Source organism: Stenotrophomonas sp. I18B00994 (genome assembly GCF_014145825.1).
GTDB classification, from domain to species: Bacteria; Pseudomonadota; Gammaproteobacteria; order Xanthomonadales; family Xanthomonadaceae; genus Stenotrophomonas; species Stenotrophomonas maltophilia.
Map to the genome: position 1 here is coordinate 1 of NZ_JACIUW010000038.1, position 15,867 is coordinate 15,867.

Annotated in this window: 10 protein-coding genes; 8 read left to right on the forward strand and 2 right to left on the reverse strand. The window is 66.0% G+C overall.

What is annotated here, in order from left to right; all coding sequences use genetic code 11:
* Positions 1–164: 164 nt before the first annotated feature.
* From H4O10_RS21735 to cueR, 8 genes are all read left to right on the forward strand, one after another.
* The gene (locus H4O10_RS21735; protein WP_076738990.1) at positions 165–1,754 is read left to right on the forward strand and encodes a calcineurin-like phosphoesterase family protein; all 1,590 of its coding nucleotides are present in this window, start codon (positions 165–167) and stop codon (positions 1,752–1,754) included.
* 36 nt (positions 1,755–1,790) lie between these two features.
* The gene (locus tag H4O10_RS21740; RefSeq protein ID WP_076738991.1) at positions 1,791–2,075 is read left to right on the forward strand and encodes a hypothetical protein; all 285 of its coding nucleotides are present in this window, start codon (positions 1,791–1,793) and stop codon (positions 2,073–2,075) included.
* A gap of 84 nt (positions 2,076–2,159) precedes the next feature.
* A complete protein-coding gene (locus H4O10_RS21745; protein ID WP_076738992.1) occupies positions 2,160–3,182 on the forward strand; it encodes a glucokinase in 1,023 nt (340 codons plus the stop codon).
* Positions 3,183–3,233: 51 nt separating this feature from the next.
* Positions 3,234–4,232 (forward strand): N(4)-(beta-N-acetylglucosaminyl)-L-asparaginase, encoded by a 999-nt coding sequence (locus H4O10_RS21750; RefSeq protein WP_076738993.1) that lies wholly within the window; start codon positions 3,234–3,236, stop codon positions 4,230–4,232.
* Positions 4,229–4,960, forward strand: coding sequence for a copper homeostasis protein CutC (locus H4O10_RS21755; RefSeq protein WP_099497639.1), 732 nt, complete (start codon positions 4,229–4,231; stop codon positions 4,958–4,960). The genes H4O10_RS21750 and H4O10_RS21755 overlap by 4 nt, the downstream gene beginning before the upstream one ends.
* Positions 4,961–5,361: 401 nt before the next feature.
* Positions 5,362–8,319, forward strand: a complete 2,958-nt coding sequence (locus H4O10_RS21760) for a TonB-dependent receptor (RefSeq protein ID WP_076738995.1) — start codon at positions 5,362–5,364, stop codon at positions 8,317–8,319.
* A 174-nt stretch (positions 8,320–8,493) separates the two neighbouring features.
* Positions 8,494–10,995, forward strand: a complete 2,502-nt coding sequence (locus H4O10_RS21765; RefSeq protein ID WP_076738996.1) for a heavy metal translocating P-type ATPase — start codon at positions 8,494–8,496, stop codon at positions 10,993–10,995.
* 11 nt (positions 10,996–11,006) lie between these two features.
* Positions 11,007–11,462: a Cu(I)-responsive transcriptional regulator gene (gene cueR, locus H4O10_RS21770; protein WP_005409440.1), complete on the forward strand. Its 456-nt coding sequence runs from the start codon at positions 11,007–11,009 to the stop codon at positions 11,460–11,462.
* A gap of 80 nt (positions 11,463–11,542) precedes the next feature.
* Here cueR and H4O10_RS21775 read toward each other — a convergent pair whose 3' ends face one another.
* Positions 11,543–11,737, reverse strand: coding sequence for a heavy-metal-associated domain-containing protein (locus H4O10_RS21775; RefSeq protein ID WP_005409441.1), 195 nt, complete (start codon positions 11,735–11,737; stop codon positions 11,543–11,545).
* Positions 11,738–11,940: 203 nt separating this feature from the next.
* Positions 11,941–15,018, reverse strand: coding sequence for a TonB-dependent receptor (locus tag H4O10_RS21780; RefSeq protein ID WP_049395198.1), 3,078 nt, complete (start codon positions 15,016–15,018; stop codon positions 11,941–11,943).
* Between the last annotated feature and the right edge of the window lie 849 nt (positions 15,019–15,867).

Consider the following 15,867-nt stretch of genomic DNA (forward strand, 5'->3'; position numbering starts at 1 on the left):
CCATCGTTGACGTGTGGTAGTGCCGGCCGCTGGCCGGCAAGCCCCGGATGCCCGACGATCATGAGGTTGCCGGCCAGCGGCCGACACTACCGGCAATGCGTCATCGCGTGCGCGATGTCATCAACGGAATCTACAATAGGCGGTCTTTCTTTCCCGGACCGCCCATGAAACTGCCTGCCGCCTGGCTGTGCTGCCTGTTGCTGACCTCGCCGGCCTGGGCCGCGGACACCGTGGTCACCGGCAAGGTGTATCTGGAGCGTGACGGCAAACCTGGCCGCGGTGCGACCGATCCGGGCCTGGCCGGGGTGCAGGTCTCCAACGGCGAGGCCATCGTCAAGACCGCCGCCGACGGCAGCTACAGCCTGCCGGTGCGCGACGGACAGACCGTATTCGTGATCAAGCCCGATGCGTATTCGTTCCCGAAGGCGGCCGATGGCCTGCCTTCGTTCTGGCGCCACTATCGCCCGAACGGTTCGCCGGCGCTGAAGTACGGTGGCATCGCCGCCACCAGCGATGTCACCCGCAACTGGGATTTCGCCCTGCAGTCGGATCGCCATGACAGCCGCCGTGGTTTCCAGATGCTGGTGTTCACCGACTCCCAGACCGCCAGCCTGAAGGATATCGGCTACTACCAGCAGTCGATCGTCGCGCCATTGGTGGGACAGACCAAGGCGCGCATGGGCACCACCCTGGGTGACATCGTCAACGACGACCTGACCCTGTATCCGGCGATCAACAAGGTCACCACCGGACTTGGCGTACCGTGGTTCCACGTGCCGGGCAACCACGATCTCGACTTCGATGCGGCCAGCGACGAACACTCGCTGGACAGCTGGCGCAACATCTACGGTCCGGACACCTACGCGGTGGAAGAGGGCGGCGCCAGTTTCGTGTTCCTGGACGACGTGGTGTACGACCCCAAGGCCAAGCCGAAGTACATCGGCGGCCTGCGCGAAGACCAGTTCGCCTTCCTCGCCAGCTACCTGAAGAGCCTGCACAAGGATCGCCTGCTGGTGCTGGGCATGCACATCCCGCTGTTCGACGCGGCGCCGGGACGCGAGACCTTCCGCCATGCCGACCGCCAGCGCCTGTTCGACCTGCTGAAGGACTTCCGCAACGTGCTGGTGCTCAGCGGCCACAGCCACACCCAGCAGCACGTCTACCATGGCAAGGCCGAGGGCTGGAACGGCGACAAGCCGCTGCACGAATACAACGTCGGCGCCAACTGCGGTGCGTTCTGGTCGGGCGTCAAGAACGCCGCCGGCGTGCCGGACAGCACCATGAGCGATGGCACGCCGAAGGGCTATGCGTTGCTCGACGTGGCCGGCAATGGCAGCTACAGACTGCAGTACCGCGTGGCCGGAAAACCGGCCAGCGAGCAGATCGGCCTGCATGCGCCGAAGGTGCTGCGCCAGGGCGCCTACCCGGCCTGGGGCATCTATGCCAACGTCTACATGGGTGAGGATGCCAGCGTGGTCGAGTACCGCGTCGATGGTGGCGCCTGGCAGCCGATGAAGCAGGTCAGCCAACCCGATCCGCGCCTGATGGTGGAGAACGTGGCCGACGATCTTGCAGACAGCCTGCGTGGCTACGACCGCTCGCCGGAGGCCACCGCATCGCCGCACCTGTGGCGTGGCGCGCTGCCGACCGATCTGGCCGTGGGCAGCCACAAGGTCGAGGTACGCTCCACCCAGCCTGATGGTGCAGTGTTCACCGCCACCACCAGCTACAGCCTGCAGACTGCCCAGCCCTGATCCACGGCGCCGCTGCCCAACGCGAAAGGACCCCGCATGGATATCCGCTTCATGGCCGGCACCACGCCGGTGACCCTCAGCCGCCACTGGTTCACCGGCGCGATGCTGCTGCAGAGCGCTACCGAGAAGGTCTGGGTGCAGCACCCGCTGCATCCGGGCACCCACTTTTCGTTCTCGCTGGTACAGTCGTGGATGCGGCGGATCGCCGGCCACGAAGTACTGGTTGAGCGCACCCGGCCGTTGTTGTTCGCCGGCTTCCGCCCGCAGCGGCTGCGCGTGCTGGTGGATGGGGTGCAGGTGGCCGAACAGGAAGGCATGTAGGCCAACCTGAACCACCGGCGCGCTAGGCAAAGCCGTCCCGATGCCTGAGAATCGGGGCGATTCAATCGATCCAAGCAGGCCAGCGTGACCATCGCAGCAGCGTCCCCGGTTTCCTCCGACTCCGCCCGCGGCGGTCTTCCGCGCCATCTGGTCGTCGCCGATGTCGGCGGCACCTTTGCCCGCCTTGCGCTAGCTGAAACCCGATCCGGCCAGGCACCCCTGCTGGGCAGCCATCGCACCTATGCCTGCGCCGAGCATCCCAGCCTGGCCGCGATCCTGGCCGATTTCACCGCTGGCCTTGGCCAGCCGGTGCAGACCGCGGTGGTGGCCATTGCCGGCCTGCTCGATGGCGATGTGCTGATCAATTCCAACCTGCCGTGGACGGTGTCGCTGTCGGTCACCCGCGCGCAGTCCGGGCTGCACGAGCTGCAGCTGATCAACGATTTCGAGGCGGTGGCGCTGGCCATCCCTTATCTGCAGCCGGACACGCTGGTGCCGCTGAACGGCGATGCTGATCCGGCGCAGGCATTCCCGGCGCTGGTGCTGGGTGCCGGTACCGGCCTGGGCGCCGCACTGCGCTTTGCCGACGGCGAGCGCCCGGTGCTGGCCAGCGAGATCGGCCATGCCGCGCTTGGCGCCGGCAACGCGCTGGAACTGCAGGTGCTGGGCAAGCTGCTGCAGCGTTGGGCGCACGTGGACAACGAACGCGTGCTGTCCGGCAGCGGCCTGATGAACCTGTACCCGTGCCTGTGCGAACTGCGCGGCGTCACCCCGGTGTGGACCAGCACCGAGGCACTGATCGGCGCCGCACGCAGCGGCGAGGATGCGCTGGCCGTGGAAACACTGCAGGTGTTCTGTGCGTGGCTGGGCAGCCTGGCCGGCGACGCAGCGATCGCCGTCGGTGCACGTTCGGTGTACCTGGCCGGAGGCATTTCCGCGCATGTGCAGGATTTCCTGGCCGATGGCCGCTTCCGTGAGCGCTTCCTCAACAAGGGCGTGCTGACCGAGGTGCTGCGCCAGGTGCCGGTATGGCGAGTGGAGCACGGCCAGTTGGGCGTGCTCGGCGCAGCGGTCTGGCACGCCGCACGGCAGCCCACGCACGACTGATCGGCAGGGTCGGCATCGGGCCGGCCGTGCATTGCAGACTGGGAGGGGAAGATGATGGATCGCAGGCAGTTCCTGCAGGCCGGTGCACTGGCTGCAGGCATGGCGGCTTTGCCGGGCGTGCAGGCGCGCACGCAGAGTGGGGCCAAGGTGGTTTCGACCTGGGACTTCGGCGTACCGGCCAACCAGGCCGCGTGGAAGGTACTGGCGCAGGGCGGCAGCGCGCTGGATGCGGTGGAAGCAGGCGCACGCTGGGCCGAGAGCGAGCTGTGCAACCCCACCGTCGGCCATTGTGGCAACCCGGATCGCGACGGCGTGCTGAGCCTGGACGCGAGCATCATGGATGGCGATGGCCGTTGTGGCGCAGTGGCCGCGCTGGTCGACATCCTGCATCCGGTGTCGGTGGCCCGCAAAGTGATGGAGAACAGCCCACACGTGCTGCTGGTGGGCGAGGGCGCGCAGCAGTTCGCGATGCAGCAGGGTTTCGAGCGCAAGCACCTGCTGACGCCGCAGGCCGAAGCGGCCTGGCGCGAGTGGCTGAAGACGGAGAAGTATCAGCCGCAGATCAACGCCGAGCGCCGTGGTATTCCCGGCAACAGCGACAACCACGACACCATTGGCATGCTGGCGCTGGATGCCAAGGGCCACCTTGCAGGTGCCTGCACCACCAGCGGCATGGCCTGGAAGCTGCACGGCCGGGTCGGCGACAGCCCGATCATCGGTGCCGGCCTGTATGTCGACAACGACGTGGGCGCGGCCACTGCTTCGGGCGTGGGTGAAGAGATGATCCGCAACGCCGCTTCGTTCCTGGTGGTCGAACTGATGCGCCAGGGGCGCTCGCCGGCACAGGCCTGCCGTGAAGCCATCGACCGCGTGGTGCGCAAGCGCCCCGAAGCGAGCAAGACATTGCAGGTCTGCTTCCTGGCCATGAACAAGCAGGGCGAGGTGGGCGCCTACGCGTTGCATCGCGGCTTCGTCTACGCCGTGTGCGATGCGCAGCGCCAGGATGACCTGCGCGACTCGCCGTCGATCTACACGAGCACCCAGGCGTGAGCACGCGGCTGACCCTGGAGATCGCCAGCAACTCGCTGGCCTCGGCGCTGGCCGCCCAGGCCGGCGGCGCCGACCGCATCGAGCTGTTCGACAACCTGGCCGAGGGTGGCACCACGCCGTCGTTCGCCAGCATCGCGATTGCGCGCGAACGCCTGTCGATTCCGCTGTTCGTGCTGGTGCGACCCCGCCCGGGCGACTTCCACTACGACGCGCTGGAAACCGAACTGATGCTGCGTGACATCGCGCAGTGCCGCGCGTTGGGTTGCGATGGCGTGGTGATCGGTGCGCTGGATGTGCAGGGCGGCATCGACCTGGCGCTGTGCCGTGAACTGGTGCAGGCTGCAGGGTCGCTGCAGGTGACCTTCCACCGCGCCTTCGATGCCGCCCGCGATCTGCCGGCGGCACTGGAACAGGTGATCGAACTGGGTTGCCAGCGCGTGCTGACCTCGGGCGGGCAGGTCAGTGCCGAGGTCGGTGCCGATGTGCTGGCGGGCCTGGTCACCCAGGCGGCGGGACGTATCACGGTGATGGCCGGCGCCGGGCTGGGCCCGGCCAATGTCGCCGCCGTCGCACGACGCAGCGGCTGCACCGAACTGCACGCCTCGGCCAAAGGCCTGCGGCGCTCGGCCATGCAGTTCCAGAACCCGGACCTGCGCGGGCTGGACCCGGACTGGAGCCAGACCGCCACCGCGACCGTGGCCGCGCTGCGACAGGCGCTGGACGGCTGAGAGCTGCCCGGGGTCGGATCCCTTCGCAGAAGGGCTCTGACCCCACCCGACGCAATCGGGTCAGAGCCCCTCTGCGAGGGGATCCGACCCCGGACGCTGGCTTGCGCCGGACAAACCCGTTCCGCGCGCGATTGTCGCGATCATGTCATTGACGTGTGCGCTGTTCTCTCAGCGATGTTTCGCAACCCTTTGATTGTTCTGGATACCTGCGGCCGATAGCGGCATTGCACCGGGCATTGCTGCGTCGCCGCATGCCCGGCGTGGTTCAGCTGTGCTTTAGTTTGGATCGATCCACAGGGGAGGGCGTCGGGACGGTCTTGAACCGATCCAGGTGCCCGGATCAGCTGTAGTGCCGCGCCACCACCCGTCCGTGCGTCCACACTTTCGAAGAGCAACCACCCATGGCTCAGATCGTCCGCAAGCGTCGTCACCTGCTGTCCCAGGCCCTGGTCCTGGCCCTGTTGCCCCTGGCTGCCAGCGCGCAGGAGGCCGCCAGTTCATCCACCAAGGATCTCGACGCGGTCACCGTCACCGGCTCGCGCATCAAGCGCGCCAGCGTCGAAGGCCCGGCACCGGTCAACGTGATCACCGCCGCGCAGATCCAGAAGGAAGGCTTCGTCAGCGTGTACGACGCGCTGAAGACCCTCACCGAAGCGACCGGCACTGTTGAGGCCGCCTCGCAGTGGGGTTCGCATACGCCCAATGCCAGCGGCCTGAACCTGCGCGGGATGGGCCCGAACCGCTCGCTGCTGCTGGTCAACGGCCGTCGCGTGGCCGACTACCCGCTGCCCTATGGCGGCGAAACCAACTTCTCCAACTACGGCAACATTCCCGCTGCCGCAGTCGAACGCATCGAAGTGCTGACCGGTGGCGCCTCGGCCATCTATGGGTCGGATGCGATCGCCGGCGTGGTCAACGTCATCCTCAAGACCAACTACGACGGCGACGAGGTGCGCGTGCGTGGCGGCACCTCCACCGAGGGTGGGCGCGACACCTGGGACCTGTCCTGGGCCGGCGGCAAGACCGGCGACAACTGGAGCGTGACCTACGCGCTGCAGTACACCAAGCGCGATCCGTTGTTCGGCCGTGACCGCCCGCAGATGGACGACGCCGATGATGCGCCGTACCCGTCCTGGAACATGGAACAACGCAAGGTCGGCTTCCGTCCTACCGCCGGTCTGGCGCTGATCGATCCGACCACGGGCCAGCGCCTGGCGCCGCCCACCGGCACCTGCGAGAAGTTCGGCAGTGAGTACTACACCGCCGATCGACTGGTCTACAACTACGCCGCCAACACCATCACCAACACCGGTCGCCTGTGCGGCATGAGCGCCGACTACGCCAACTGGCTGCTTACCGGCGGCGCCGAGAACGTGTCCGGCAACCTGTATGCCACCTTCGATTTCAGCAATGACCTGCAGGCCTGGACCAATCTGGCGGTCTACCGTTCCGAAGCGATCTGGGGCACCAATCCGCCCGGCGTGTCGCTGGTCGACGATGACAACGGCTACTACTGGGACGCCAACCGCAACCGTCCGATTCTTGGCGTGCGCCAGTTCACCCCGAATGAGGTTGGCGGGCTGGATACGTTGCGCAACACCAACCGCGAACTGTCCTGGGACTGGAGCGCCGGCCTGCGTGGCCGCCTCGCCGACCGCTTCGACTGGAGCGCCACGGTAGGGCGCTCGTACTACCGCGTGGAAGAGCGGCAGAACGTGGTCGACAAGCAGAAGTCGTACGACTACTTCCTCGGCCCGAAGCTGGGCACCACGGCCGATGGCGAGGCGATCTACGCCTTGAACGAATCGCGCTGGTGGAATCCGCTGACGCCGGACCAGTACTGGCAGATGGGTACGGTGGCGAAGAACCGTGCGGCGTCCTGGGTCAACCAGGCCTCGGCGGATATCACCGGCGAACTGTACCAGGGCTGGGCCGGCCCGATCTCGTTCGCCGCGGTGGCTGAAGTCGCGCAGCAGGGTTATCACCTCAGCCCCGACCCACGCGCCGGCATCGACTTCGACCTGCAGAACGTCGATCGCGGTGGCGGCGAGCGCACCCGCTATTCGGCCGGCGTCGAATTCAAGATTCCGCTGCTGGACAGCGTGACCGCCACTGCGGCCGCGCGCTATGACCGCTATGGCAACTACAAGGCCGACGACAGCAGCGAAGCACTGAACATCGGCAGCCAGAAGGAAACCACCTGGAACGTCGGCCTGGAATGGCGCCCGGTTGAATCGTTGCTGGTGCGTGGCTCCTATGCCACCAGCTTCCATGCGCCGGACATGCATTACCTGCTGGGCCAGCCGAGCAGCTCCGAAGTGCAGACCTATGACCGCCTGCGCTGCATCCAGAGTGGCGCGTACCTGGTCAACAACTGCGGCGTGGGCAACACCGATGTCTGGTACACCTTCGACGTGAACCGGCGTGGCACGCCGCTGCTGCGCTCGGAAACCGGTGATTCGTGGACGGTCGGTTTCGTCTGGGACGTGATGCCGAACCTGTCGGTCAGTGCCGACTACTGGGCGATCAAGCTGGAAGACATGATCGTCGACGTCGGCGCCGATGAGGTGCTGGCCAGCGAGGCCGGCTGCCTGACCGGCAAGAACATCGATGGCACGCCATGGGCCAATCCGGCCGGTGGCGAATACTGCGCCGGCATCCTGGCCCGCGTGAACCGTGACAGCAGCGGCCGCCTGGTGTCGATCGAGCGCGGCCCGTTCAACCTGGCCAGCCGCGAAGTGCGTGGTGTCGACCTGACCGCACGCTATCGCCTGGAAACCGCGCAGTGGGGCAGCTTCCAGCTGGGCCTGAACTACACCAACCAGATCTCGACCAAGGAACAGCGCTACGCCAACGATCCGAATCCGGAACGCCGCGACCGCGACCTGCGCAGCAAGCTGCGCGCGAGCCTGGCCTGGCAGCGCGGCAACTGGAATGCCAATGTCTATGCCGACCGCGTGGGCTCGGTGCCGGGCGTGCGCTACCACTGGGGCACCGACCGCCTGGACAACCCCGGCGGCTGCCTGCCGTTCGCCGACGGCTACGTGCCCAGCGACAGCCCGTCGCTGAACTGCCTGGAGCCGGCGACACGTCCGGACGGCTCGCCGAACCCGAACCCCAATGCCGGGCAGCAGACGGCGCGCTACTACGGTCGAGTGGGGCCGTTCATCACCTGGAACTTCAACGTGGGCTACCAGGTGACCGAACACGCGAAGGTAAACGTGTACGTCAACAACGCCTTCAACGCCGCCAGCTGGAACCACAAGGACCCGTACAAGCTGGATTACGACTTCGCCCCGACCCGCCTGCTGGGGGCGGTCGGCCGCGAGTTCGCGTTGGAGTACGTGTTCACCTTCTGAGCAGACCCGCAGGGGGCGCCGGGCCTGATCCGCCTGGCGCCTCCGTCCGCTCAGCAGTTCCACGCCATGCGTGGATGAACCCCATCATGAACCCCCGGGGTGGCTGGATTTGACCTTCCCACGATGGCAAGGTTTAGCCTGTCCGCATCCAGAAGGAACCCCGGGAATCCGATCATGAGCATGCCCCGCGCCACTGCAGCCCCCGCAAGCCCTGCCACCATCAGCCTGCCCATCGAGGGCATGACCTGCGCCAGCTGTGTCGGCCGGGTCGAGGCGGCGCTGTCCAGGGTCGAAGGCGTGGGCAGTGTTTCGGTCAATCTGGCCACCGAACGCGCCGATATCCGCCCGTCCGGTCCGGTCGATCGGGCCGCGTTGATCCAGGCGGTGGAGCGGGTGGGCTACGACGTGCCCCCCGCCACCGTTGAACTGGCCGTGGAAGGCATGACCTGCGCCTCCTGCGTGGGCCGCGTGGAGCGCGCGTTGCTGGCGGTGCCAGGCGTGAGCCAGGCCAGCGTGAACCTGGCCACGGAGCGTGCGACCGTGCGCGGCGTGGCTGATACGGCCGCCCTGGTTGCGGCCATCGACAAGGTCGGCTACGCCGCCCGCCCGATCGAGGCCGGTGTGCAGTCTGATGATGAAGCCGCTGAAAAGAAGGATGCCGAGCGCGCCGAACTGAAGCGCGACCTGATCGTGGCGACCGCGCTGGCGCTGCCGGTGTTCGTGCTGGAGATGGGCTCGCACCTGATTCCCGGCATGCACGAATGGGTGATGGCCACCATCGGCATGCAGGCCAGCTGGTACCTGCAGTTCGTACTGACCCTGCTGGTGCTGGCCATTCCCGGCCGCCGTTTCTACCAGAAGGGGTTCCCGGCACTGCTGCGGCTGGCGCCGGACATGAATTCACTGGTGGCGGTGGGCACCGCCGCGGCGTTTGGCTACTCGGTGGTGGCGACCTTTGCACCGCGGCTGCTGCCGCCGGGCACGGTGAACGTCTACTACGAAGCGGCCGCGGTCATCGTTGCGCTGATCCTGCTCGGCCGCTTCCTCGAGGCCCGCGCCAAGGGCCGTACCTCCGAAGCGATCAAGCGTCTGGTCAACCTGCAGGCCAAGGTCGCCCATGTGTTCCGTGACGGCCGCACCGTCGACATCCCGGTCAATGAAGTGCAGAGCGGCGACATGGTGGAAGTGCGGCCGGGCGAGCGCGTGCCGGTCGATGGCGAGGTGGTTGAAGGCCGCAGCTACATCGACGAATCGATGATCAGCGGCGAGCCGATCCCGGTCCAGAAGCAGCCGGGCAGCAGCGTGGTGGGCGGTACGGTCAACCAGAAGGGCGCACTGACGGTACGTGCCACGGCGGTGGGCGCGCAGACCATGCTGGCGCAGATCATCCGCATGGTCGAACAGGCGCAGGGCTCGAAGCTGCCGATCCAGGCGGTGGTCGACAAGGTCACGCTGTGGTTCGTGCCGGCGGTGATGCTGGCCGCGCTGGCGACCTTCCTGGTCTGGTTGATCTTCGGTCCGTCACCGGCGCTGAGCTTCGCGCTGGTCAATGCGGTGGCGGTGCTGATCATTGCCTGCCCATGCGCGATGGGGTTGGCGACGCCGACCTCGATCATGGTCGGGACCGGCCGTGGCGCTGAAATGGGTGTGCTGTTCCGCAAGGGCGAGGCGCTGCAGCTGCTGAAGGACGCGCAGGTGGTGGCGGTGGACAAGACCGGTACGCTGACCGAGGGCCGCCCGCGCTTGACCGATCTGGAGATCGCCAGCGGTTTTGACCCCGGCACGGTGCTGGCGGCGGTGGCGGCGGTGGAGTCGCGCTCGGAGCATCCGATTGCCCGCGCCATCGTCGATGCAGCCACCGAGCAGGGCATCGCGCTGCCGTCGATGGTCGATTTCGAATCGGTCACCGGCATGGGCGTGCGTGCCAACGTTGATGGCGCGCGGGTGGAGGTCGGTGCCGATCGCTTCATGCGCGACCTGGGCGTGGACATCACTTTGTTCGCGACGCTGGCGGCAGAGCTGGGCACCCAGGGCAAGTCGCCGCTGTATGCCGCCATCGACGGCCGCCTGGCCGCAATCATCGCGGTATCCGATCCGATCAAGCCGAGCACGCCGGCCGCAATCGCGGCACTGCATCAGCTTGGCCTGAAGGTGGCGATGGTCACCGGTGACAACGCTGGTACCGCGCAGGCGATCGCGCGCCAGCTCGGCATCGACGAAGTGGTGGCCGAGGTGCTGCCGGAAGGCAAGGTCGAGGCGGTGCGCCGCTTGAAGGCCACGCATGGCCATGTCGCCTTCGTCGGCGACGGCATCAACGATGCGCCGGCACTGGCTGAAGCCGATGTCGGCCTGGCCATCGGGACCGGCACGGATATCGCAGTGGAATCGGCCGATGTGGTGCTGATGTCGGGCAACCTGCAGGGGGTGCCGAATGCCATCGCGCTGTCGAAGGCGACGCTGGGCAACATCCGGCAGAACCTGTTCTGGGCCTTCGCCTACAACACCGCGTTGATTCCGGTGGCCGCCGGCGTGCTGTACCCGGTCTGGGGCGTGCTGCTGTCACCGGTGTTCGCGGCCGGTGCAATGGCACTGTCCAGCGTGTTCGTACTGGGCAACGCGCTGCGCCTGCGCCGTTTCCAGCCACCGATGGCAGATGCCGCCGCAGCGACCCATTGAAGGAGATCCGTATGAACATCGGTGAAGCTGCCAAGGCCTCCAGCGTGTCGGCGAAGATGATCCGCTACTACGAACAGATCGGTCTGATTCCCGCCGCTGATAGAACCGAGTCGGGCTACCGGGCGTATTCGCAGGCGGACATCCACCGTCTGCGCTTCATTCGCCGCGCGCGCGATCTCGGCTTCCAGGTGGCCGAGATCACTGATCTTCTGGGCCTCTGGAATGACACCTCGCGGCACAGCGCCGACGTGAAGCACCTGGCCGAACAGCACATTGCCGATCTGGAACAGCGCATCGAGCACATGCGGCAGATGGCCGACACGCTGAAATCGCTGATCAGTTGTTGTGCCGGCGACGAGCGCCCGGAGTGCCCGATCCTGCAGCGGCTGGGTGAGGACGATCAGACGCCGGTGCCGGTCGATACCGCGAAGACCGGTGCGGTGCGGCGGCGTACGCACAAGCATTGACTCGATATCGCATGCATGAAAAAGCCCGCCGGGTGCAGCGGCACCGGGCGGGCTTTCCTGTGTGAGACGGGGGCAGGGGATCAGGCAGTACGCGGCGGGAAGCCTGCGTCGTTCACTGCGGCGAAGACGTCTTCCTGCGATGCGGTGGTCTGCACCTTGACCAGGCCGGTCGGCGGGTCGGCGACCACGCTGGCGTTGGGATCGATCTGCTGGATCGCACGGGTCACGCTGCGCGCGCAGCCGCCGCAGGTCATGCCATCGACATGGAATTCCATCTGTAGCTCCTTCGGTGCTCTTGGGGTGGAGTCAGTGTGCACCTTCCAACGATGGCAGGGTCAAGCGCCGGGCTGAACGAAAGGCAAGCGCCGACAAGAAAAAACGGCAGCCACCTGTACCAGCGCGGCTGCCGTGGAGGAACGTCCCCGCCAGGGCGGGGCGTGGGTTGCACCGGGGCACGCCCGGGCAACCCGGTGTTGCCTTAGAACTTCCAGGTAGCGCCGAAGTACAGCTGGCGGCCTGCATAGGTATTGGAGATCAGGCGTGCCTTGGTGTCGCTTCCCAGGTGCACGCGCTGCTCGGACTTGGTGGCATTGATCACCGAGGCGGTCAGGGTCCAGTCCGGGGTCAGGTTGTAGGCCACGTTCAGGTCCAGCTGGTCATACGGCTCGGTGTAGACGGTGAGGCCATTGTTGAGCCCACCGACCACCTGGCCGCGACGGTTGAACGAGGCGCGCGCGAGGAACTTCTCGTTCTCGTAGAAGACCGTCACGTTGGCCTGGTTCTTGGCGCTGCCGACCAGCGGCGAGGAGCCGATTTCCTGGCCGTCCAGAACAATGGAAGCCAGGTTGGTGTCGTTGTAGGTGTAGTTGGCCTGCACGCCGAAGCCGAAATCGAAGGTGTACTGGCCATACAGCTCGACGCCCTGCGACACACCATCGCGGCCATTGGCCTGGGTCTCGTAGCGCTGCACGTTCACCGCTTCACCGTTGATGACCATGGGCGTGTCGCGCACCACCGGCAGGGTGAAGTTGTCCACGTTCTTGCGGAACAGGCTGACGCCGGCGACCGCGCCCGGCTGGAAGTACCACTCCAGGCCCAGGTCGAACTGGGTGGCCTTGAACGGCTCCAGCTGCTTGTTGCTGCCCTGGCCGACCCAGCCTGCGGTCGATGCGCCACCGGCAACGCGGCGATCATTGACGTACTCCTCGCTGTAGTAGCTCAGTGCGCCCGGTGCTGCGATGTCGGTGTAGCCAGGGCGGGCGATCACCTTCGATGCGGCACCACGCAGCACCAGCGTGTCGGTGATGTCCCATGCAATGTTGAAACTCGGCAGCACGTCGGTGTAGGTGCGGTCCACGCCGATCAGGCTGTAGGTCTTGCTCTGCGCCAGGTCATGCGGCAGGCGCACGAAGCCGCTCTCGCAGCTGTAGGTCGGGTAGGCCGCAGCGGCGGGATCGGTGCACGCCATCGGCGCGCCGGACGCGTTGTCCAGGAAGTAGTCGTTGAACTTCTCGATCGAGTCGGAAGACTGCGCGAACTGCTTGGTGCGCACCACACGCACGCCGACATTGCCGCGCAGGCGCTCGGTGCGGAAGTTGGCCTGGAAGTAGCCGGAGTAGATCTTCTCGTTGACGTTGTAGACGAAGTCTTCCTCGGTACGGTTGTGCGAACCACCGTAGGTCTTGTTCAGATAGTCGATGTACGCCGGGTAGTTGATGCCCGGGAACACGTTGGCATTGAAGCCACCGGCAATGTTGCTGATCGGGTTCGACAGGAAGAAGCCGGGCTGCGCATCGCCGGCAGTCGGATCGCAGCCACTCTGGTAGCGGCTGTTGTCATAGTCGGCCGGGTCACGGCCCGGGCATACCCAGTAGGTGTTGCCGGTGTTGCGGTGGACCTTGCCATCACGGTACTTGGCACCGAACTGGATCGAATCCAGCCAACCGGACTCGAACAGCTTGGTCACGTCGGCCTGGAAGTAGTTCTGCTTGACCTCGGTGCGCTTCCACGACGAATCGGTCGAGCCGGTGTCGACTTCGGCGATGCCGTTCATCAACTGCTGCTGCAGGTCGGGCGAGAAGGTGGCAGACGGCGTGCCGGTCAGGTCCCATGCGCTGTACTGGTTACCGGACAGGTAGTCGTTGCCGACCTTGCGGCGCGGCTTGGCCGACATGCGGAAGTTCATCGACGGACCACCTTCAGACCAGGTGCGGCCACCGGTGAACGAGGCCTTCCACAGCGGGCTGATGTCCCAGTCGATGGTCAGGTCGGCGGTCTGCGACAGCGCCTTTTCCTTGCTGTAGCCACCGGTCAGCTGCGGTGTCGGAATCGTGCAGTCGTCCGGGCCCCAGCCGCCGGGCTTGAGGCCGGCGGCCTTGGCCTGGTCTTCGCTGCAGTAGTAGGTCTTTCCGGCCAGCTTTTCGAACTGGGCACCGGTGACGGTGTTGCCGCTGGGGTCGAAATCCAGGCCGTTGAGCAGGCGGCCGCCGGCCCAGTTTCCATCGCCGTTGAAGCGGGCCATGCTCCATTCCGGAATCTTCAGCATGTTCTGGGTGTAGTCACCCTGCAGCTCGAAGCGGAAGTAGTTGGCGGTCATCGTGACGTTGTCGACCGGCTTGAACTGGAAGGTCAGCTGGCCGCCCTTGCGCTCGCGCTTTTCTTCCTTCACGGCGAAGTTGACCGAGGTCGGCATGAAGAAGTCGCTGTAGTTGCCGCCGGTCTGGTTGTTGAAGCCGGACTTGCCCCACCAGTAGTGGATGCCGTCCTGCTGCTGCACGTTGCCATAGGCGTCGCGTGCCTTGCCGGCGCCGTACCACTGGTAGTCCTCGGTGCTGGCTTCCATGGTACGGGTCGTGCGCTTCTGCTGCGTCACGCCGACCAGCACGCCGAAACGCTCATCCTTGCTGTGCCACGAATACAGGGCCGAGGCCTGCGGGTCGATATCGTGGTGGGTATCGGAGGAGGTGCCCTCAAGCGTGACGAAGCCCGAGTTGGACTCCATGTCCAGCGGACGGCGGGTGTGCAGGATGACCGTACCGCCGATGCCGCCTTCGTCGATGCGTGCTTCCGGCGACTTGAACAGCTCGGCGCTGGACAGCATGTTCGACGGCAGCAGGGTGTAGTTGAACGAGCGGGTGGCTTCGTCGTTGGTTTCCGACGTGGCCACGTAGTTGCCATTCAACTGGGTCAGGGTCAGGTCCGGCGCAAGGCCGCGCACGCTGACACTCTTGCCTTCACCACCGCTGCGGGTGATGACCACGCCGGGCACGCGCTGCAGTGCGTCGGCCACGTTCTTGTCGGGGAACTTGCCGACGTCCTCGGCGGTGATCACTTCGACAACGGCGTTGGCGTCGCGCTTCTGCTCAAGGCTCTTTTCGATGGCGTAGCGGTAGCCGGTGACCTGGACGCTGTCCAGGTTGGTGGCTTCCTGCGAGCCGCTGGTGGTTGCCTGCTGCGCGGCGGCGCCGGCCGGAACGACGGCGGCGGCCAAGGCCAGCGCGACGGCCAGCGACAATGCGTCCTGGCCATGCGTACGTGTTGAATGCTTCATTCCCATCTCTCCCTCTCTCCTGGATTGATCCGGTGACGTGGCACGGACAACTTGAATCGATCTAATTTGAAGTGACATTGTCGCTATCGCCATGCAGTGGCAGTTGCACCGTGCGCGTGGCCTGGTACGTCCTGTTGCCGCTCCCCCAACTCCCGGCCATCGCAATGTCGTCTTGGATCGATCTAAGCGATGGGCGGGCGTTTTTTAGCATGGGTCGCCCGTGGGCGCATGCTGCTCCGCAATATGGTACTGGCGTGGCGAAGGGATGACGGTTTGCTGAAAACAGTGAAATCGTTTTCGTGCGCAGGGGAGGGTGGGTCGGCAGGGCTGCGCCCTGCACCCGCGGTGTGCCGGCCGCTGGCCGGCAACAACCCAAAGCCAAAGCGGCTCTGGTTTTCTGCTGGTTTGGTGGGGCGGTGTGGGCTGGCAGGACACGCCGTAAACCCCCCTTCCGGGGTCCGGCCCAGCCGCTGGCGGCTGTGCGTTCGGGCGCTTGCGAAGCAGTGCTTCGCAAGCAAAGCGCCCTCACCCCTGGGGGCTCGATGGCGCCATCCATGGCGCCAACGGTCCTGCCAGCCCACATCGCCCCACCTTTGACAGTTTCCCGGTGACGGTTGGACTGATCCTGGAACTACATGGGGTCCTGGGGTCAGATCCGTTTTCCTTTGGAAAACGGATCTGACCCCAATCGATTTCGATATCCGACAGAGATTCATCCACGCATGGCGTGGATCTACAGATCGCGGAAATCTGTCGAAGGCGGGGTGGGTCCGGTTGCGGGGGTGTCCGCGGCATGGATGCCGCGGCCAAGCCCCCAGGGACGGGTTTACGGCGTCCCCCGCAACCGGACCCAAG